At 71.6% G+C, this 16,197-nt stretch carries 15 protein-coding genes; 7 read left to right on the top strand and 8 right to left on the bottom strand.

Annotation, left to right across the window (positions count from 1 at the left end; all coding sequences use genetic code 11):
• Positions 1 to 74: 74 nt before the first annotated feature.
• A complete protein-coding gene (gene glgC, locus EDF40_RS11765; protein WP_123294454.1) occupies positions 75 to 1,316 on the bottom strand; it encodes a glucose-1-phosphate adenylyltransferase in 1,242 nt (413 codons plus the stop codon).
• Between the two features lie 47 nt (positions 1,317 to 1,363).
• On the opposite strand from glgC, the gene glgA reads away from it, so the two are divergent.
• The 3 genes from glgA (at position 1,364) to EDF40_RS11750 (ending at position 3,712) form a co-directional block, all read left to right on the top strand.
• On the top strand, positions 1,364 to 2,563 hold the full coding sequence (gene glgA, locus EDF40_RS11760) for a glycogen synthase (protein ID WP_123339671.1): 1,200 nt from the start codon (positions 1,364 to 1,366) through the stop codon (positions 2,561 to 2,563).
• 9 nt (positions 2,564 to 2,572) lie between these two features.
• Complete coding sequence (locus EDF40_RS11755; RefSeq protein ID WP_111083979.1) at positions 2,573 to 3,355, top strand: ABC transporter ATP-binding protein; 783 nt, start codon at positions 2,573 to 2,575, stop codon at positions 3,353 to 3,355.
• Between the two features lie 108 nt (positions 3,356 to 3,463).
• Entirely contained in the window at positions 3,464 to 3,712 is a 249-nt protein-coding gene (locus EDF40_RS11750; protein ID WP_017887280.1) for a type B 50S ribosomal protein L31, read from the top strand.
• 79 nt (positions 3,713 to 3,791) lie between these two features.
• Here EDF40_RS11750 and EDF40_RS11745 read toward each other — a convergent pair whose 3' ends face one another.
• Together EDF40_RS11745 and treS are read right to left on the bottom strand one after the other, a co-directional pair.
• Entirely contained in the window at positions 3,792 to 4,535 is a 744-nt protein-coding gene (locus EDF40_RS11745) for a 3'-5' exonuclease (RefSeq protein ID WP_123339893.1), read from the bottom strand.
• 58 nt (positions 4,536 to 4,593) lie between these two features.
• On the bottom strand, positions 4,594 to 6,303 hold the full coding sequence (treS, locus tag EDF40_RS11740; RefSeq protein ID WP_111084171.1) for a maltose alpha-D-glucosyltransferase: 1,710 nt from the start codon (positions 6,301 to 6,303) through the stop codon (positions 4,594 to 4,596).
• Positions 6,304 to 6,416: 113 nt separating this feature from the next.
• On the opposite strand from treS, the gene EDF40_RS11735 reads away from it, so the two are divergent.
• Both EDF40_RS11735 and EDF40_RS11730 read left to right on the top strand, forming a co-directional pair.
• The gene (locus EDF40_RS11735) at positions 6,417 to 7,478 is read left to right on the top strand and encodes an alpha/beta fold hydrolase (protein WP_123339670.1); all 1,062 of its coding nucleotides are present in this window, start codon (positions 6,417 to 6,419) and stop codon (positions 7,476 to 7,478) included.
• A gap of 5 nt (positions 7,479 to 7,483) precedes the next feature.
• A complete protein-coding gene (locus EDF40_RS11730) occupies positions 7,484 to 8,557 on the top strand; it encodes a glycosyltransferase family 1 protein (protein WP_123339892.1) in 1,074 nt (357 codons plus the stop codon).
• Positions 8,558 to 8,673: 116 nt separating this feature from the next.
• Here the strand turns inward: EDF40_RS11730 and EDF40_RS11725 are convergent, their stop codons facing one another.
• The 3 genes from EDF40_RS11725 to EDF40_RS11715 all read right to left on the bottom strand — a co-directional run bounded on the left by EDF40_RS11725 (position 8,674) and on the right by EDF40_RS11715 (position 11,046).
• Positions 8,674 to 9,414, bottom strand: coding sequence for a hypothetical protein (locus EDF40_RS11725; RefSeq protein ID WP_123339669.1), 741 nt, complete (start codon positions 9,412 to 9,414; stop codon positions 8,674 to 8,676).
• Positions 9,415 to 9,484: 70 nt separating this feature from the next.
• The gene (locus tag EDF40_RS11720; protein WP_123339668.1) at positions 9,485 to 10,123 is read right to left on the bottom strand and encodes a histidine phosphatase family protein; all 639 of its coding nucleotides are present in this window, start codon (positions 10,121 to 10,123) and stop codon (positions 9,485 to 9,487) included.
• Complete coding sequence (locus EDF40_RS11715) at positions 10,120 to 11,046, bottom strand: Sir2 family NAD-dependent protein deacetylase (RefSeq protein WP_260212943.1); 927 nt, start codon at positions 11,044 to 11,046, stop codon at positions 10,120 to 10,122. The genes EDF40_RS11720 and EDF40_RS11715 overlap by 4 nt, the downstream gene beginning before the upstream one ends.
• A 268-nt stretch (positions 11,047 to 11,314) precedes the next feature.
• On the opposite strand from EDF40_RS11715, the gene EDF40_RS11710 reads away from it, so the two are divergent.
• Positions 11,315 to 12,133, top strand: a complete 819-nt coding sequence (locus tag EDF40_RS11710) for an RNA methyltransferase (protein ID WP_123339666.1) — start codon at positions 11,315 to 11,317, stop codon at positions 12,131 to 12,133.
• Positions 12,134 to 12,168: 35 nt separating this feature from the next.
• On the opposite strand, the gene EDF40_RS11705 is transcribed toward EDF40_RS11710, so the two are convergent.
• Both EDF40_RS11705 and EDF40_RS11700 read right to left on the bottom strand, forming a co-directional pair.
• Positions 12,169 to 13,773, bottom strand: a complete 1,605-nt coding sequence (locus tag EDF40_RS11705; protein WP_123339665.1) for an AtzH-like domain-containing protein — start codon at positions 13,771 to 13,773, stop codon at positions 12,169 to 12,171.
• On the bottom strand, positions 13,770 to 14,864 hold the full coding sequence (locus EDF40_RS11700) for an acetamidase/formamidase family protein (protein ID WP_123339664.1): 1,095 nt from the start codon (positions 14,862 to 14,864) through the stop codon (positions 13,770 to 13,772). Before EDF40_RS11700 ends, EDF40_RS11705 begins: the two co-directional genes overlap by 4 nt.
• A 76-nt stretch (positions 14,865 to 14,940) precedes the next feature.
• On the opposite strand from EDF40_RS11700, the gene EDF40_RS11695 reads away from it, so the two are divergent.
• The gene (locus EDF40_RS11695; RefSeq protein ID WP_148053824.1) at positions 14,941 to 16,170 is read left to right on the top strand and encodes a D-alanyl-D-alanine carboxypeptidase family protein; all 1,230 of its coding nucleotides are present in this window, start codon (positions 14,941 to 14,943) and stop codon (positions 16,168 to 16,170) included.
• Positions 16,171 to 16,197 lie beyond the last annotated feature (27 nt).

The raw sequence follows: 16,197 nt of genomic DNA, 5'->3' as shown, positions 1-16,197 counted from the left end.
GCACGGCCCGCGTCCGTGACGCGAGCCGTGCCTCCTGTCCGTCCGTTCGTCGGTGTCGACGTGACCGGCCGACGCTACGCGTCGACGCGGACGCCCTTGCCGACCACGGTGATGCCGGACTCGGTCACGGTGAAGCCGCGGGCCTCGTCGGCCTCACGGTCGATGCCGACCTGCGCACCCGGCGCGATGACGACGTCCTTGTCCAGGATCGCCCGGTTCACGACCGAACCGGCGCCGATCGTCGCCCGCTCGAAGACGATGGAGTCGAGGACCTTCGCGCCGGAGTCGATCCCGCACCACGGGCCGATCATGCTGCGTTCGACCTGCGCGCCCGACACCAGGCAGCCGAGCGACACGAGCGAGTCGACCGTCGAGCCGGTGTTGCCGTTGGCGTCCCGCACGAACTTCGCCGGCGGCAGGTTCGTCTGCTGGTTGAAGATCGGCCAGTCCTGGTTGTACAGGTTGAACACCGGCACCGGGGCGATGAGGTCCATGTGCGCGTCGAAGAACGAGTCGATCGTCCCCACGTCGCGCCAGTAGTACTTGTCGCGGTCGGTGGACCCGGGGACCTCGTTGCGCTGCAGGTCGTAGACACCGGCGTCGCCGCGGTCCACGAAGTCGGGGACGATGTCGCCGCCCATGTCGTGCGCGGACGACTCGACCTGGCCGTCGCGGAGCACCGCGTCGACGAGGGCGTCCGCGTTGAACACGTAGTTGCCCATCGAGGCCAGGACCTCGCCGGGGGAGTCGGCGAGCCCGACCGGGTTCTTCGGCTTCTCGAGGAAGGCATCGATCTTCGTCGGGTCGTCGGCGTCCACCTGGATGACGCCGAACTGGTCGGCGAGCTCGATGGGCTGACGGATCGCCGCGACGGTGGCGCTGCGACCCGAGGCGATGTGCGCCTCGACCATCTGGTGGAAGTCCATCCGGTACACGTGGTCGGCGCCGACCACGACGACGATGTCGGGACGCTCGTCGCGGAGCAGGTTGAGCGACTGCAGGATCGCGTCGGCCGAACCGGCGAACCAGCGCTTGCCGAGTCGCTGCTGCGCGGGGACCGACGCCACGTAGGACCCGAGCAGGCCCTCCATGCGCCAGGTCTCGGCGACGTGCCGGTCGAGACTGTGCGACTTGTACTGGGTGAGGACGACGATCTTCTGCAGACCGGAGTTCACCAGGTTCGACAGCGCGAAGTCGATGAGACGGAAGTTCCCGCCGAACGGGACTGCGGGCTTCGCCCGGTCGGCCGTGAGCGGCATGAGCCGTTTCCCCTCGCCGCCAGCGAGCACGATGCCGAAGACCTTCTTTGGTGCCATGCCGCTCACAGTAGGCGTCAGCACTGGGAACCGGTTACCTTGAACCCGTGCGAGTCGATCTACTGACCAGGGAGTATCCGCCGGAGGTCTACGGCGGAGCGGGTGTCCACGTGTCCGAACTCACCGCTGCGTTGCGGTCGGGGACCGACACCGACGTCCGTGTCCGGGCGTTCGGGGCGTTCCGCGACGAAGCCGACGTCTGGGGGTACCGCACCCCGGCCGGCCTCGAGCAGGCGAACGGCGCGCTGCAGGCGCTCGGTACCGACGTGGCCATCGCCGCCGACGTCGAGGGCGCCGACCTCGTGCACTCGCACACCTGGTACGCGAACTCGGCGGGCCGGATCGCGCAGTTGACCTACGGGATCCCCCACGTCGTCACGGCGCACAGCCTCGAGCCGCTCCGCCCGTGGAAGGCCGAGCAGCTCGGCGGCGGCTACCGCCTGTCGAGCTGGATGGAGCGCGAGGCGTTCGAGAACGCCGACGGCGTCATCGCGGTGTCGAAGGCCATGCGCGCCGACATCCTGCGCTCGTACCCGTCGATCGACCCGGCGAAGGTGCACGTCGTCTACAACGGCATCGACATCGACGCCTGGAAGCCGCAGGTCGACGAGGACGCCGTCCGCGCCCTCGGCATCGACCCATCGCGCCCCAGCGTCGTCTTCGTCGGTCGCATCACCCGGCAGAAGGGCCTGCCCTACCTGCTCCGTGCCGTGGCGTCGCTCCCCGAGGACGTCCAGATCGTGCTGTGCGCCGGTGCCCCGGACACCCCGGAGATCCTCGCCGAGGTCACCGGGCTGGTCGAGGGCCTGCGCGAGCAGCGCGAGGGCGTCGTCTGGATCGACCGGATGCTCGCGCACGAGGAGATCGTGAACGTGCTGTCCTCGGGCACCGTGTTCGTGTGCCCGTCGATCTACGAACCGCTCGGCATCGTGAACCTCGAGGCCATGGCGTGCGGCATCCCCGTCGTCGGCACCGGCACCGGGGGCATCCCCGAGGTCGTCGCGGACGGCTTCACCGGTCGCATCGTGCCGATCGACCAGGCGCAGGACGGCACGGGCACCCCGACCGACCCCGACAAGTACGTGGCGGACCTGGCCGCGACCCTCAACGAGGTACTCGCCGACGAGGGGCTCGCGAAGCTCATGGGCCGCGCCGGACGCCTGCGCGTCGAGTCCGAGTTCACCTGGGACGCGATCGCCACGAGGACACGGCAGGTCTACGACGAGGTGCTCGGCCGGAACCCGTAGGCTGGTCGCATGCCCTCGGTCGTGCGCTTGTCAGACGTCTCCGTGGTCCGCAACGGGGCCACCATCCTCGACTCGATCTCGTGGGGGGTGCAGGACGACGAACGCTGGGTCGTGCTCGGCGCGAACGGCGCCGGCAAGACCACGCTGCTGCAGGTCGCCGGTGCCCAGACGTTCCCGACCTCGGGTGACGTCGAGGTGCTCGGCACCGAGCTGGGCGGCGCCGACCTGTTCGAGCTCCGCCCGCGCATCGGCTTCGCGTCGACCGCCCTGGCCCGTCGCATCCCGGTGACCGAGAAGGTCATCGACGTCGTGCTGACGGCCGCGTACTCGGTCACGGGTCGCTGGAACGAGGAGTACGAGGAGCTCGACGTCCGCCGTGCCCAGCGCGTGCTCGAGGAGTGGGGCCTGGGGTCGTTCACCGACCGCACCTTCGGCGAGCTGAGCGACGGCGAGCAGAAGCGCGTCCAGATCGCCCGTGCCGTCATGACCGACCCGGAGATCCTGTTCCTGGACGAACCGGCCGCCTCGCTCGACCTCGGTGCCCGTGAGAGCCTCGTCCGCACCCTCGGCGGCTACGCCCAGAGCGCCGACTCGCCGGCCATCGTGATCGTCACCCACCACGTCGAGGAGATCCCCGCCGGGTTCACCCACGCGCTGGTGCTCGCCGACGGCCACGTGCAGGCCGCCGGGCCCATCGACGAGGTCCTGACCGACCAGACCCTGACCGAGGCGTTCGGCATCGCGCTGTCCGTCACGAAGGACGCCGGTCGGTACACGGCGCGCGCGTCCTAGCGCTGCGATCGTGCCGTCCGTCTGGTAACGTTGACGGCTGGCGCAAGCCGATGACTTCCCGCGCATCTCGCGCAATCCCACCACCGCTACCGCTATCGAGGAAACTCCATGAAGACCGACACCCACCCCGAGTACCGCGCCATCGTCTTCCGTGACCTGGCCTCCGGTGAGACCTTCCTGACGCGTTCGACCGCGAACAGCGACAAGACGATCGAGCTCGACGGTGCCACCTACCCGGTGATCGACGTCGAGATCTCGTCCGCTTCGCACCCGTTCTACACGGGCAAGCAGCGCATCCTCGACTCGGCCGGTCGCGTCGAGAAGTTCAACCAGCGCTTCAAGGGCTTCTCCAAGTAAGCAGCCTCACAGCACGTCGGAACGGGCGGTCCTCCTTCGGGAGGACCGCCCGTTCTGCGTTGTACGGCCGGTGCGCGGGTCAGGCGCCGTTGCGGTGCGGCCAGCGACCGTCGGCGGTGAAGGACGGGTCGCGCTTCTTGCGCATGTACTCCTGGAACGAGGTCGCCTGCTCGGCGCACCACCCGACCTGCTTGCGGTGGAGCTCTTCTGCCGAGATGCCGAGCTCGTCCTGGTACTTGCCGGCGATGGCCTGGGCGACCCGACCGGCCGCGATGGCGTCGGCGCCGGCGTCGTGTGCGTCGTCGAGGGTGACGCCGTACAGCTCGGACGCTGCCTCGAGCGTGCGCTTGCCCTTGCGGAAGGTGTCGAGGGCCTTGTCGATCACGAGCGGGTCGACGACGTTGCCGATGACGGGGGAGGCGAACCCGTGCCGCTTCGCCTCGCGGTCGAGGACCGTCAGGTCGTACGGGGCGTTGTAGATCACCAGCGGGATGCCGCGGGCGAACACCGCCTCGATCGCGGCGATGATCTCGGCGACGACCTCGGCCGCGGGACGCCCCTCGGCCTGGGCGCGCTCGGTGGTGTAGCCGTGCACGGCCGCGGCGCCCTCGGGGATCGCGATGCCCGGGTCGGCGATCCACGCACCCTCTGCGATGGATGCACCCGTCATGTCGATGAGGCCGACGTGCGCCGTGACGATCCGCGCCGTCTCGACGTCGACACCGGTGGTCTCGAGGTCGAAGACGCCGAGGGCGTGCCACCAGGGGCGTCCGGAGAGGTCCTGCGCCGGGGCGGGCGTGTCGAGCTGTGCTGTCGGATCCAGCTGTGCTGTGGGGAACGTCACGCGGTCAGGCTAACGGGACGCACCGACACGATCGGTGCTACCCGACCGGCGCGCCGACGTGCAGCCAGTAGAACGACTGCGTCCCGAGGGTCAACGTCACGGTCCCGTCCTCGTCGAACGCGGGGAACGAACCGCCGCCGAACAGGTCGTAGAGCGGCCGACCGGCGAACTCGGGAGCCGACACCGTGACCGACGTCGGGTTCGTGGCGAACGAGAACACGCACAGGACGTCCTCCGCCGACGGCCCGAACTGCTGGCCGGAGCCCTCCCACGAGCGCACGAACGCCAGCACCGACTCGTTCGAGGTCTCCTGCACGTGCAGGGTCCCGAGCCCGAACACCGGGTGGGCCTTCCGCACGTGGATGACGTTGCGCACCCAGTGCAGCAGTGAGCGGGACTGGGCGAGCTGCGCCTCGACGTTGACCTGCGCGTAGTTGTACACGAGCGACTGCACCACGGGCAGGTAGAGCTTGCCCGGGTCTGCCGTGGAGAACCCGGCGTTGCGGTCGGGGGTCCACTGCATCGGCGTACGGGACGAGTCGCGGTCGGGCAGCCAGATGTTGTCGCCCATCCCGATCTCGTCGCCGTAGTACAGGAACGGCGAGCCCGGCAGCGAGAACAGCAGCGCGTGGATGAGTTCGAGTTCGGCACGCGAGTTGTCGAGCAGGGGAGCGAGCCGGCGCCGGATGCCGATGTTCGAGCGCATCCGGGGGTCGTAGCCGTACCAGCCGTACATGGCCTGCCGGTACTCCTCGCTCACCATCTCGAGCGTGAGCTCGTCGTGGTTGCGGAGGAACACGCCCCAGGCTGCCGCGGACGGCACGTCGAGCGTCTCCGACAGGATCGCCGACAGCTCCTTGGCGTGCTGGGCACGGAGCGAGTAGAAGATGCGGGGCATCACCGGGAAGTCGAACGCCATGTGGCACTCGGGCTCCTCGTCGGTGCCGAAGAAGGCGGCGGTCTCGCGCGGCCACTGGTTCGCCTCGGCGAGCAGGACACGGCCGGGGTACTCGTCGTCCACCATCGCGCGCATCTTCTTGATGAACTCGTGGGTCTCCGGTTCGCCCTCGCCGTTGCCTTCTTCGGACTCGAACAGGTACGGGATCGCGTCGAGCCGCAGACCGTCGACACCGAGGTCGAGCCAGTGCCGCACGACGTCGTACACGGCCTCGACCACCGCGGGGTTCTCGAAGTTCAGGTCGGGCTGGTGCGAGAAGAACCGGTGGAAGAAGAACTGCCGGCGGACCGGGTCGAACGTCCAGTTCGACTCCTCGGTGTCGACGAAGATGACCCGGATGTTCGGGTACTCCTCGTCGGTGTCCCGCCAGACGTAGAAGTCGCCGAAGGGGCCGTCGGGGTCCTCGCGGGACTGCTGGAACCACTCGTGCTGGTCGCTGGTGTGGTTGATCACCATGTCGATGACGATGCGCATGTTGCGCTCGTGCGACTTCGTGACGAGCTCGCGGAAGTCGTCGAGCGTGCCGAACTCCGGCAGGATCGCCTTGTAGTCGGCGATGTCGTACCCGCCGTCGCGCATCGGCGACTGGAAGAACGGCGGCAACCACAGGGCGTCGACGCCGAGCCACTGCAGGTAGTCGAGCTTGCCGATCACGCCCTGCAGGTCGCCGATCCCGTCGCCGTTCGAATCGACGAACGAGCGGATCATGCACTCGTAGAAGACCGAGCGCTTGTACCACTGCGGGTCGAGCGTCAGGCCGGGCAGCTGGATCGGGGCTGTGAAGGTCACCGTGCTCCTCGTCGTCATCGACGGGCCGGTCGACGGCCCGCCCCGGACACGATAGGCGCGCGATGCTGCGGGTGTCCGGGGTTTCGTGCGGTTGTCTTCGTAGACTGGCGCCGATGCAACCGCCCGTGCTCTCCCCGTACCAGTCACTCATGGCCGCCACACCGGTGGTCCACCGGTCCGTGCAGGTCGACGGCCGCACCACGCACTACTGGGAGTACGGGCCGTCCGACGCGACGCAGACCGTCCTCGCGGTGCACGGGTTCCGCGGCGACCACCACGGCCTCGAGACGATCGCCGCGCACTTGCAGGACGTCCGCGTGATCGTGCCCGACCTGCCCGGCTTCGGCGTGTCCGACCCGTTGCCGGTGTCGGACATCGAGTCGTACGTCGGCTGGCTGCGCGCGTTCCACGAGGCGCTCGGGCTCGGCCGCGACGCCGTCGTCCTCGGCCACTCGTTCGGGTCGATCGTGGTGTCCGCCACCGTCGCCGCCGGGCTCGACACCCGGCTGCTCGTCCTCGTGAACCCGATCGCCGCCCCGGCGCTGCAGGGGCCCCGCGCGGTGGGCACCGGGATCGCGATCGGCTACTACAAGGCCGGCGCGGTGCTGCCGAAGCCGATCGGGCTCGGGATCCTGCGGAACGCCGCCATCGTGCGGGTGATGAGCATCGCGATGCTCAAGTCGCACGACCGCGGGATGCGCCGCTGGGTGCACGACCAGCACGACCGGTACTTCTCGGCCTTCGCGAACCGCACGAGCGTGCTCGAGGCGTTCCGGACCTCGGTCACCCACGACGTGTCCGAGTACGCGGACCGCATCGACGTGCCGGTGCTGATGATCGCCGCGGAGCACGACGACATCACGGCCGTCCCCGAGCAGCGCGCCCTGGCCGCCCGCCTGCGCGATGCCGAACTCGTGGTCATCCCCGGGGTCGGGCACCTGGTGCACTACGAGACACCGGCACCGGCCGCTGCGGCGGTGCTGCGCCGGATGGCGGACACGGCCGCGCGCCCTGGACGGGGCCGCGGCACCAAGGCAGGCCGACCGTCGGGGGCGGGACGGGCCTCCCGGTCGACCGCGACGACGACGACCGCGACGAAGACGTCGGCGACGAAGGCGAGCGCGCCGAATTCGGACGACTCGACGGTGAGTGACGCGAAGGAGACCGACGCGTGACGCGCCTGCGGATCGGCATCGACTGCAGGTACGTGCGGATCGGTCGGCACGACGGCATCAGCCGCTTCACCGCCGGAGTGGCCTGGAACCTGCCCGACCGGCACGACGTCGTGCTGCTCGTCCACGACGAGCGCCAGCTCGAGTCCCTGCCGCGCGACCTGCCGTGGGAGCTGCTGCCGGCGCCCACCGACGCGGGGGAGCCGCTCGTCGCACGACGGGTGAACCGGCTCGGCCTCGACGCGGTGTTCTCGCCGATGCAGACGATGGGCTCACGGGGGCGCGACTACGCGCTCGTGCTCACCCTGCACGACCTGATCTACTACCGGAACCGGACGCCTCCGCGCGAGTTCTCGTGGCCGCTCCGGCTCGGGTGGCGCGCGTTCCACCTGTCGTGGGTGCCGCAGCGCGTCCTGCTGAACGGTGCCGACGGGGTGGTCACGGTGTCCGAGACCACCGCGGGGCTCATCGCCGAGCACCGGCTGACGAAGCGTCCGGTGACGGTGGCGTACAACGCTGCCGATCCGGCGACCCCGCGTGCGGCGGGTGCGCCGCGCGAGCGCTCGCTCGTCTACATGGGCTCGTTCATGCCGTACAAGAACGTCGAGACGCTGGCGGCCGCGTTGCCGCTGCTCGGAGCGGACTGGACCCTGCACTGCATGTCGCGGGTGTCCGACGCCGACCGCGCACGGATCGAGGGGCTCGCGCCGGCCGGCTCGATCGTGTTCCACGACGGTGCGACCGACGAGGAGTACCTGTCGGTGCTCCGATCCGCCACGGCCCTGGCGACGGCGTCGTACGACGAGGGCTTCGGCATCCCGCTGGTCGAGGCGATGGGCGTCGGGACCCCGGTCGTCGTGAGCGACATCCCGATCTTCCGCGAGATCGGGGGCGATGCGGCCGAGTACTTCGACCCGGCGTCGCCGTCGGCGGTGGCGGCTGCGGTGCGGCGGGTCGAGGAGCGGTGGGACGAGGCCTCGGCGCAGTCGGTCGAGCGAGCCGCGCGGTTCCGGTGGCAGGACTCGGCGGAGCAGGTCGTGCGGGCGGTCGAGCGGGCCGTGGCCGACCGGCGCGGGCGGTAGCGGGGCGCAGGTGGGCGGGGGCGGGGCGCGTCGGTCGATGCGATGCGATGCGACATCGTCGACGTCGTACGACATCAGATTCGTCGTTCTGCGTCGGACACGCGACCGGCCCACCGCTACTTCGCGGCGATCACCTCGACGCTCGCCCCGGGGAACACCTTGTGCGTCTCCTCCGTCACCCGCGCCACGATCGGCGGGACGGCGGCCCCACGCCCCGGGGTACGGACGACGATGGCCTGGTCGGCGGCGAGGTCCGACGGGATGCCACCGCGTACCCACGAGCAGCGGACGGCCGTGACCCCACCGATGTGGTCGAGCGTGTCCGCCAGCACCAGGCGCTTCGCGGTCACCGTCCGCGAGTCGGAGACGCCCACCTCGAGGGTGCCGAGGTCGGCGATCGCGGCGACCCGGACACCGTTGCCGCCAGCGGAGTCGGTCGCGCGGCTCAGGGTCTCGACGAGGTCGGTGCGCTCAGCCGCATCGAGCGACGGGTCGGCGGTGATCGTCGCGGTGGCGTCGTAGCTCGCGAAGCCGGTCTTCTCGGGCTCGTGGTGGCGGACCTCGGTGACGCCGGGCACGTCGGCGAGCCGGTCGTCGAGGCGGTCGAGTGCCAGGTCCGGCCGGGGGAACGCACCGCCGATGCCGGTCTGCACGCTGCCGATGATGGTGCCGAGCACGAGGGCGATCACGCCCGCGACGACGACGGTACCGCCGCCGATGACGAGCCAGGTGCGGGCCCGCTGTCCCATCGTGCGGGTCTGCACGCTGGCGGTCTCGGGGCCGAAGGCACGGTCGAGGTCGTCCTCCTGCCGGTCGGCGGCGTGCGAGCCACCCGGGTCGGTTCCGTCGGTCACCATGTCGCCCCCCTGGTTCGGGTGCGTCGGAGCCTAGTCGCAGGACCGCCGCCCCGTCCGCGGCCGGCGCGCGTCAGCCCCGGCGTTCCAGCGGGTTCTGGTAGTCGAACGCGTACCGCCCGGGCCCGTCCGAGACGTCGTCGATCGGGTCGTCGAACCGGACGAGCTCCGCGTGGAAGCGTTCGGGGTCCCAGCGGAACGAGTGGATCGAGCCGTTGCGGATCGGGGTGGCGTGCCGGTCGGCGGTGCCGGGCGCCGCCTCGTTGACCACACTCCGGATCACCGCGCCGTGGGTGGCGACGACCACGACCCCGCCGTCGAAGCGCACCGCGATCTCACCGAGCGTCTCAGTGATGCGGGCGAGCAGCGCGGACCGGGACTCGCGGCCCGGGATGTCGTCGTGCGGGTACTTCGCCGTGACCTCGGTGTCGGTGAGCCCCTCGGCTTCGCCGTAGGAGCGTTCGGCCAGCCCGGCGTACGTGACGGGCGCCGCGAGCCCGAGCCGGTCGGCGATGATCGCCCCGGTCTCGGCGGCGCGGGACAGCGGCGAGGCGACGACGGCGTCGAACTGCCGGCGGGCGAGGAGTTCGGCGGCCTCGGCGGCCTGTCGCCGTCCGGTGTCGTTGAGCGGGATGTCGGTGGAACCCTGGATGCGGCGCTGCGCGTTCCAGTCGGTCTCACCGTGCCGGACCAGGTACAGGAGCGTCGTCACCCGTCGATCATCCCAGACGCCGCGGGACCAGACGCCGCGGGACCAGAGGCCTCGGGACCGGCCGCCTCGGGACCGGCCGCCGCGGGACCGGCCGCCGCGGGACCGGACCCCAGCCGCTCGGCCAGGTGCACCAGCGTCTCGGTCGTCCCGCCGTCGAGCTTCACGGCGGCACGGCGGTCGCTGCGGGTTGCACCGCGGTTCACGATGACCACCGGGTTCTTGCGGCGGGCAGCGTGGTCGACGAGCCGCACGCCGGAGTTCACCGTCAGGGACGACCCCACCACGAGCAGCGCCTCGGCGTCGGCGACGATCGACACCGCCTCGTGGAACTTCTCGGTGGGCACGAACTCGCCGAAGAAGACGACGTCGGGCTTGAGCATGCCGCCGCACACCGAGCAGTCCGGCACCACGAAGCGCTCGACGTCGGTGATCTCGACGTCGCCGTCGGGCTGCAGCTGCACCGAACCGGGCTCGTCGATCCACGGGTTGGCGCGGTCGATGGTCGTGGCGAGGTCGGCGCGGGAGAACACCTGCCCGCACGTCAGGCACAGGGCGCGGTCCATCGACCCGTGGATCTCGACCACGCGGCGGGACCCGGCGCGCAGGTGCAGGCCGTCGACGTTCTGCGTGATGACGCCCGTGACGACACCGGCGTCCTCGAGGGCGGCGAGCGCCCGGTGCCCCTCGTTCGGTCGGGCGGCCGCGAAGCTCCGCCAGCCGAGGTGCGAGCCGGCCCAGTACCGCTGCCGTTTGGCGGCGTCGGCGCGGAACTCCTGGAAGGTCATCGGCTTGCGCACGACCCGTCCGGCGCCGCGGTAGTCGGGGATGCCGGAGTCGGTGCTCAGGCCGGCGCCGGAGAGCACGGCGACGCGCTTGCCGGCGAGCACCTCGAGCACGCGGTCGAGATCCGCGGCAGTCGGCAGACCGGTCGGCTGACCGGCCGTCGCCCCGGTGGGCGGTCCGGTCGTCGACCCAGCATCATCCAGCACCCTGTTCACGGTACCCTCAACAGCCGACCGTCCCGGTCGCTTCCCAGCCGGTGGGCCAGCCGCGACACCGGCCGGCACGCCAGCCGCGACACCGGCCGGCACGCCAGCCGCGACACCGGCCGGCACGCCAGCCGCGACACCGGCCGGCACGCAAGCCACGACACCGACCGGCGCCCACCTGCACCACACCGAAACGAGCCCCGTGCACCCCGTCCGCATCGACTCCCTCGACGACCCCCGCCTCGACGACTTCGCCCGTCTGACCGACGTGGCGCTCCGCCGGGTGAGCGAACCAGAGGGTGGCCTGTACATCGCCGAGTCGAACACGGTCATCGAACGCGCGGTCCGTGCCGGGCACACCCCGCGGAGCATCCTGGTGCAGGAGAAGTGGCTCGACAGCGTGCTGCCCCTGGTCGCGGACCACGACGGACCGGTGTTCGTCGGCCCGGACGCCCTGCTCGAGGAGCTCACCGGCTTCCGCATGCACCGTGGCGCGATCGCCGCGGTGCAGCGCCCCGAGCTGCCGACCGTCGCCGACGTGGTGCGGGACGCGAAGCTCGTCGTCGTGCTCGAGGACATCGTCGACCACACGAACGTCGGTGCCGTCTTCCGCAGCGTCGCCGGCCTGGGCGCGGACGCGGTCCTCGTCAGCCCGCGCTGCGCCGACCCGCTGTACCGCCGGAGCGTCCGGGTGAGCATGGGCACGGTCCTGCAGATCCCGTGGACCCGCATCGGCGAGTGGCCGGCTGCGGGCGAGGAACTGCGCGCGCAGGGTTTCCACCTCGCCGCGATGGCGCTCACCGACGAGTCGGTCGACCTCGCCGAGTTCGCCCGGGACGTGCCCGGCAAGGTCGCGCTCGTCATGGGCACCGAGGGGCAGGGGCTGACGCCCGCCGCGATCGCGTCTGCCGACACCACGGTGCGGATCCCGATGGCGCACGGTGTCGACTCGCTCAACATCGCCGCGGCGAGCGCCGTCGGACTGTGGGCGGTCACCCAGGCCCAGCGGCTCACCTCCTAGCCACGCCACGGGCGGACCGGGAGGCCCGGCTCGCCTCAGCCCTGCAGCATCCGTCCGGCGCGGATCACCAGGGCACGGTCGGTGCCCGGTTCGCCGACCAGGCACACGCCGACGGGGGCTCCGTCCACGGTGAGCGCCGGGGCGCTGACCGCCGGGACGCCGCCGACGCTCGCGAGGCTCGTCATCGCCGTCGTCGCGGTCCGGGTGCGTTCGAGTGCCGCGCCGTCGGCGGCGATGAGCGGTGCCGGTCCGGGGACCGTCGGGAACAGCAGGGTCCGGCCGGCGAGTGCCGTGCGGATCGTCGCGCGGACGTGGTCGAGTCGTGCGACGGCGTCGGCGGTGGCTGCGGGGTCGTTCGCCCGGGCGGCGGCGAACCGGTCGCCGACGACGGTGCTCAGGGCGCCGTGGTGGGCGTCGATCCAGGCACCGTGGGCGGCGACGGCCTCGGCGGCCTGCACGAGGCGCAGCAGTTCGCGCAGGTCGTCGAGGGGCGGGATCCCGAGGTCGGCGAGCCGCACGGTGCCGATCGGGTGGCCCTGTCCGGCGACGAACGCGGTGAAGGCCCGGGCGACGGCCGGCTCGACGAGGTCCAGGAGCTCGGCGGGCACGAGGAGCTCCGGCTCCGCAGGAGCGTCCGGATCCGACGGCACCGTGGCGTCGAGCGCCGCGAGCAGGACGTCGGCGCTCCGGGTGAGCCACCCCACCGTGTCGAACGACGGCGCGAGGGGGAGCAGCCCGTCGCGGGAGACCGCGCCGTGGGTCGTCCGGAGGCCCCAGAGTCCCTGGTACGAGGCGGGGACCCGCACCGATCCCGCGGTGTCCGTGCCGATCCCGATCTCGGCCGTGCCGAGACTGACGGCCGATGCGGATCCGCTGGACGAGCCTCCTGGCAGTCGGGTCGGAACCGCCCCGTTCGGTGGGGTGCCGTGGTGTTCGTTGCGTCCCGTCAGGTTGTAGGCGAACTCGTCGGTGCGCGCGATGCCGCGGATCGCGGCGCCGGCGTCGAGGAGCGCCGCGACGGCCGCTGCCGGCGTCGTCTGGACGGGGGACTCACGGAGGTAGGTCGGGTTGCCGGCGCCGACGGGCTGCCCGGGGACGGCGTAGAGGTCCTTCACCGCGACGGTCAGCCCGTCGAGCGGTCCGGACGCGGTGGGGGCGACGAGCGGGTCGCCGACGGCGCGCCAGACGGTGGTGTCGAAGGCCTTCGGGCGGCCGGTGACGTGGGCTGCCTCGATGCGCCAGCGCGGCGCGGTGGTGCCGTCGTGGTCACTGTCGTGGTCGCTGTCGCTGTCGCTGTCGCTGTCGCTGTCGCTGTCGCGTCGCCACAGCTGCGTCTGGAGGCCCTGCCCGCCCGCCGCGAACTCGGACAGCGACACGACGAGGGCGAGGCCCTCGGCCAGGGGGCGGACCTCGACGCGCGTCAGCGACCGGGCCTGGACCCCACCCCGTGCGCCGCGGAACGCGCTGATCGCGTCGTGCCCGACGAGCAGGCCGCGGTCGTCACCGCGCATCGTGCCGGGGGCGTCGACGAACGCGGCGTCGAGCGCGTCGAGGTCGTTCGCGGCGAGGGCGGCCTCGTACGCGTCGAGCGCGTCGAGCAAGCCCTCCGGTGCTGCAGTGCTCGTCTCGTGCGTGCTCATCGTGCGGGCTCCTCGAAGTCGGCCTTGCGGATGCGCGCGTGCGCGCCGGTGACCAGGTCGACCACCTGCGAGATGTTGAAGTCCGTCGCCGCCGACAGGTAGGCGTACGCCAGGTGCGGATCCATGCCCCAGCGGGCGCCGAGGATCGCGACGGCGTGCCGGACGCAGGCGCGGACGGCCTCGTCGAGGTCCGGGTCCATGCCCGTCGGCACGAGGAACTCGTGGGTCTCGACGAGCGGCCAGACCAGGTCGCCGAACTGCTGCGCGGCCTCGGCGGCGGGTGTCACGTCGAACCGGACGGTCGCGCGGAGCGACGCCTCCATCGCGGTGAGCGCGACCTCGCCGTCCCCCTGCGCAAAGTGCGGGTCACCGACGTACGCGAGCGCGCCGGGGACCAGGACCGGCAGGTGCAGCTGCGCGCCGACCTGCAGCAGGTTGACGTCGACGTTGCCGCCGTGGCGGCCCGGCGGCACCGAGTGCAACCGTTCGCCGGGGGTGGCGACGCCCATGATCCCGAGGAAGGGGGCGAGCGGGAAGTGCGCGAAGCGGTCGCGGGCGCCGGTCAGGGGGATGCGGCCCCGCTGCCCCGCGGCCGTCTCGACCACGTCGGCGAAGACGCTGACCGTCGTGCCGTCGACCGGGTACTCACCGTGCAGGGCACCGCGGCCGTGCCGGTTCGACACGACGCCGTAGTGCACCCGCGGCAGCGTCTCGAGCACCGTCATGGTCAGGACGTCGCCCGGCTCGGCGCCCGCGATCGCGATCGGGCCGGAGACAACGTGCGGGCCGTCGGTGGCAGGGTCCCGGTGGCCGCTCCTGGCGATCGCGACGGCGTCGTCCAGCACGTGCTCCGCGGCCACGCCGTGCGACGCGAAGTACGCGCGGGGGTCGCTGCCCTGGTCGGGCAGGATCCCCTCGTGGCTGACGGTGTCGATCGTGACGTCCTCGCCGGACGCGATCGTGATGACCGGGCGGTCGTGGGCGTTCGGCAGCCGACCCCACAGGACCGTGTCCGGGTCGACGGGGAGGTAGTGGCCGGACCGGATCGGGCCGGCGCCGGGCTGCAGGGTCGGGATCGCGGGGGTGCTCACGGAGCCACTTTTGCACACGCGACACCGCGGCCCGCTCGCAGCCACGCGGGACTCGTCACCGGTACGCTCGGTTCCCGTGTCACGAGTCGTCCGTCGCCCCCGCTCCGCCGTCCGGAGGCCCGTGACGATCTCCGTCGTCGCGGTCCTCGTGCTCGTCGCCGGGTACCTCGTGGCCGCGGCCGTCGTGCCGTTCGGTCCGGCGAGCGCCTCGACCACCACGTACTCGGCCCCGACGTCGAGCGTGCCGGCGCTGAGCTTCCCGGGCTACGGCGCCACCGCGGTCGAGGCCACCGAATTCCCGGAGAGCCTGCGCACGAGCGGTGACACGAAGCCGCGGTCGATCGCGAGCATCACCAAGATCGTGACAGCCCTGGTGGTGCTCGACCACAAGCCGCTGCGCGTCGGGGAGTCCGGACCGTCGGTCGCGTTCAACGCCGAGATGCAGGGGCTGTACGCGAAGTACCTCGCGGTGAACGGCGAGGTCGCGCCGATGCCGTCCGGCCTGAAGCTCTCCGAGTACCAGACCATGCAGGTCATGCTGATGAAGTCGGCGAACAACTACGCCGGCTCGTTGGCGCTGTGGGCCTTCGGGTCGATGGATGCCTACCAGAAGGCTGCCGCGATCTGGCTCGACGAGCACCACCTCGACGACACGACCATCCACGAGCCGACGGGACTCGACTCCCGCAACCGGTCGACGGCGACGGACCTCGTCGACCTCGGGCAGCTGGCCCTGGCGAACCCCGTCGTCAAGGAGATCGTCGGCACCGAGCACGTCACGGTGCCGGGAGCGGGCGAGATCACGAACTCGAACAAGCTGCTCGGCATGGACGGCATCGAGGGCATCAAGACCGGCACCCTCGACGAGGCCGGCGCCTGCCTGCTGTTCGCGGCGACCTACGAGCGCGGCGGCCGCGACGTCACCGTCATCGGCGTGATGCTCGGCGGCGTCGACCACGACTCGCTCGACGTCGACGTCCAGCGATTGCTGCGCTCGGTGGCCGACAACTTCCAGGTCGTCACCCTGACCCACGCCGGCCAGACCTTCGGCACGTTCTCCACCCCCTGGCAGGACGAGGCCGACGCCGTCACCGCGAAGGCGGCCGAGGTCCTGGTCTGGGGCAAGACGAAGGTCCGGGCGAAGGCGCACCTCGACGAGGTCACCCTCGGGACGAAGGGCGAGCGGGTCGGGAAGGTCCGCTTCACGGTGACGGACCACGACCCGGTGACGGTGCCGCTCGTGCTGGAGCGGACGATCGACGACCCCGGCGTCTGGTGGCGCTGGACGAACCCGTTCCAGGGCTGACGGTGCGGGAGCACTGACGCGCACCAC

Source organism: Curtobacterium sp. PhB170, assembly GCF_003752345.1.
Classification (GTDB): domain Bacteria; phylum Actinomycetota; class Actinomycetes; order Actinomycetales; family Microbacteriaceae; genus Curtobacterium.
The sequence above is the reverse complement of the archived record's forward strand: the minus strand, read 5'-3'. Positions and strand labels throughout refer to the sequence as shown.

Excerpts from the sequence above, each read along its gene's own strand:
- EDF40_RS11725 (WP_123339669.1), bottom strand. The coding sequence starts at position 9,414 with ATGGTGACCGACGGAACCGACCCGGGTGGCTCGCACGCCGCCGACCGG.
- glgC (WP_123294454.1), bottom strand. The coding sequence starts at position 1,316 with ATGGCACCAAAGAAGGTCTTCGGCATCGTGCTCGCTGGCGGCGAGGGG.
- EDF40_RS11735 (WP_123339670.1), top strand. The coding sequence starts at position 6,417 with ATGCAACCGCCCGTGCTCTCCCCGTACCAGTCACTCATGGCCGCCACA.
- EDF40_RS11750 (WP_017887280.1), top strand. The coding sequence starts at position 3,464 with ATGAAGACCGACACCCACCCCGAGTACCGCGCCATCGTCTTCCGTGAC.
- EDF40_RS11755 (WP_111083979.1), top strand. The coding sequence starts at position 2,573 with ATGCCCTCGGTCGTGCGCTTGTCAGACGTCTCCGTGGTCCGCAACGGG.
- EDF40_RS11705 (WP_123339665.1), bottom strand. The coding sequence starts at position 13,773 with ATGAGCACGCACGAGACGAGCACTGCAGCACCGGAGGGCTTGCTCGAC.